Below are 2,913 nucleotides of genomic sequence, written 5' to 3' on the forward strand. Positions count from 1 at the left end.
TTTCTACACCGGTACAGTGTAGCAGATAAAGAAGGACCGTCGATTCTGTGGTCGCTTACTGTTGAATGAGGCTCGCACCGTCGAGTTCGGTGCGGGCGTAGTCGACTTCCATGAGGTCGAGAATCGTCGGCGTGATATCGTAGAGGTCGGCGTCCTCGATAACCGCGTTGGGGTCGTCGACGTAGAGCGTCGCGTTGTCGAACGAGTGCATACCATTGCGTGGGCCGACGCCGAACACGTCGTCGTGACCCCTGAAGCCGGATTTGAGGTCGAAGCCGTGGTTCGGGATGATGACGAGGTCCGGGGCGATGTCGTCGTGGTCGCCGCGGAAGGCATCTTCCTTGACGACGACGCGCTCTGCGACTTTCTTGCCGTCCGGTCCTTCGAGGGCTTCGAGTTCGGCTTTCAGTTCGTCACGCACTTCCTCGTACTCCTCTTGCGGCACCGAACCACGGGGTTCGCGGCCTTCGAGATTGATGAAGAAGCGGCCGGGGATGAGCGAGTACGCCTTCGAGTCCGCATCGATGTCGCCCAACGAGTCGTGGTCGTCAGTCTCGTACGAGAGCCAGCCGTTCTCTTCGAGCCACGTGTTGCAGTGGACTTCGTAATCGAGCGAGGTGAAGCCGTGGTCGGAGGCGACGACGAGCGTCACATCGTCAGAGAGCGTGTCACGGATACGACCGATGTAGTCGTCGACAGTGCGGTAGAACTCGAAGAAGGCGTCCTTGTTCTTCCCGTCGCGTTCGTAGTCCTTGAAGAGGAAGTGGTTGACGCGGTCGGTCGTCATGAAGACGCCAAAGAAGAGGTCCCAGTCGTCCTCCTGGAGGTAGCGCTCGAATGCGTTGTAGCGGCGGTCGAGCGTCTTTTGGGCGTCTTCCATGAACGCGGTCTTGTCCTCGTCGTGACCGAGTTTCGCGTTCACGTCGATTTTGTAGCCCATCTCGGAGAGCGTGTCGCGGAAGTCGTCGGGGTAGGCGGCCTTGTCGACGCCGGGCGAGAGGAACCCAGAGACCATGCGCTGGACGTTCCGTTGCGGCGGGAACGTCACGGGGACGTTCATCACAGTGGCCTTGCGACCGGCGTCGGTGACGCGGTCCCAGACGCGGGTTGCCTGCACGTCTCGACCCATCGGAACGTACGCGTCGTACGAACCGACTTCACGGTCCTGGAAGCCGTAAACGCCCGTTTCTCCGGGATTGACGCCGGTCGTGAGTGCGGGCCAGCAAGCGCTGGATTCCGGTGGGACGATACTGTCGATAGCACCGGCCGAACCCTCGTCGGCGAGTGCTGCGAAGTTCGGGAACTCCTCGGGATACTCAGAGAGGAGACTAAACGGCACCCCGTCGATGCCGATGAAGGCGACGCGGGGATGGTCCTTGCCGCGGAGTCGGTCGAACAAACCCATACCTCACGGTATCCAAGAGAACCATAAGAAGGTTCGTCTCTACGCCGGTGTTTGCGCCGACGTACGACGGTGACGCGCCTACGACCGAGTAAGCGGCGAGATTCACCGGTCAACGCAAGGCCGAGGTACGCAGAGGCGTCTTGGGAGGGGCGAAGGAGCGAAGTGTCACGCGAGGTAACGAGCACTCGTGAAGGAGTTCGAGCGAAAACAACTCTTGGAGCGCGTCAACAGGGAGGGTGCGACGGTCGGCGCACAGATTCCCGAGCGCATCGACATCCAAGGAGAGGAGATAGACCTCCAGCAGTTCGTCTTCGAAATCAAGCGCCGGGACACCATCCCGCCGGGCGAGCGCGAGCGAGTCGACCAGGCGAAGCGGAACCTCCGGCGCGAGCGCCTCGAACGACTCCAGCGTATCGAGGACAACGAAGTGAGTTACGAGAAAGGCGAGGAACTCGTCGAGGCAATCGTCGGTATCGACCGGGCGCTGAACGCCCTCGAACAACTCCGGCCGGTCGACCTCGAACAGGAAGCGAAACTCCAGAACGCGGCCGACCAGAAGCGCTGGATGAACTTCCTGAAGAAGGCCCTCGGCCGCGGCGACGGCCCGAGCAAGCGAGGTGGCCGATGAGCCGAAACGACGAGGTGGCGACGCTCCTCGAAGAGTTCGCGGACCTCCTCGACGCGAAGGACGTGGCGTACAAACCGTCGAGTTACCGCCGCGCCGCGGAAAACGTCAGGGAACACCCACAACCAATCGAAGAACTCGCCGCGGAAGGCGAAGATGCCGTCAAGGGAATCAACCGCGTCGGCGACGCCATCGCCTCGAAAATCGTCGAGTACATCGAAACCGACCACATCGAGGAGTTAGACGGCCTCAGAGATGAGTTGCCCGTCGACATGGCCGGGTTGACGAGCGTCGAAGGCGTCGGCCCGAAGACGGTCGGCACACTCTACGAGGAACTCGGTATTACCGACCTCGACGAGTTGGAGACGGCCGCCCGCGACGGGCGGATTCAGGAGGTCAAAGGCTTCGGCGCGAAGACGGAGGCGAACATCCTCGACGGCATCGAATTCGCCCGCGAGGCGACCGGCCGAGAACTGCTCGGAAAGGCGCGACCGGTCGCTGACGACCTGCTTTCGTACCTCGCCGACCACGACGCCGTCGACGGCGCAGAACCAGCAGGGTCGATGCGGCGGTGGCGCGAGACGGTCGGCGACATCGACGTGCTCATCGCCAGCGACGACGCCGAGGCGGTTATCGAGCACTTCCTCGATTGGGACCTCGTCGGCGACACCATCGAAGCGGGCGAACAGAAGGCGAGCGCCCGAGTGAACGCGATGCGAGTCGACCTCCGCGTCGTCGACCCCTCGGAGTACGGCGCGGCGCTCCAGTACTTCACGGGCAGCAAGGACCACAACGTCCACCTCCGCAACATTGCCATCGACCGCGGCCTCAAGATGAACGAGTACGGGATGTTCGACATCGCCGACGTTGACGACCCGGAGGG

3 protein-coding genes are annotated in these 2,913 nt (G+C 62.3%); 2 read left to right on the top strand and 1 reads right to left on the bottom strand.

All coding sequences use genetic code 11. The features are described from left to right. Nucleotides 1–55 precede the first annotated feature (55 nt). Nucleotides 56–1,405 carry an alkaline phosphatase family protein gene (locus QT222_RS03340; RefSeq protein ID WP_004057525.1) on the bottom strand — a complete coding sequence of 450 codons (1,350 nt, stop codon included), beginning with the start codon at nt 1,403–1,405 and terminating at the stop codon, nt 56–58. A 187-nt stretch (nt 1,406–1,592) separates the two neighbouring features. Here QT222_RS03340 and QT222_RS03345 point away from each other — a divergent pair, with 187 nt between their 5' ends. Next, nucleotides 1,593–2,033, top strand: coding sequence for a DUF5788 family protein (locus QT222_RS03345; protein WP_491476304.1), 441 nt, complete (start codon nt 1,593–1,595; stop codon nt 2,031–2,033). Beyond that, on the top strand, nt 2,030–2,913 hold an 884-nt coding region (locus tag QT222_RS03350; RefSeq protein WP_491476305.1), incomplete at its 3' end, for a helix-hairpin-helix domain-containing protein. The genes QT222_RS03345 and QT222_RS03350, both read left to right, overlap by 4 nt.

The organism is Haloferax sp. s1 (assembly GCF_058382125.1).

Bases quoted from the DNA above. Each gene is read 5' to 3' on its own strand.
- QT222_RS03340 (WP_004057525.1), bottom strand. From the start codon at position 1,405: ATGGGTTTGTTCGACCGACTCCGCGGCAAGGACCATCCCCGCGTCGCC.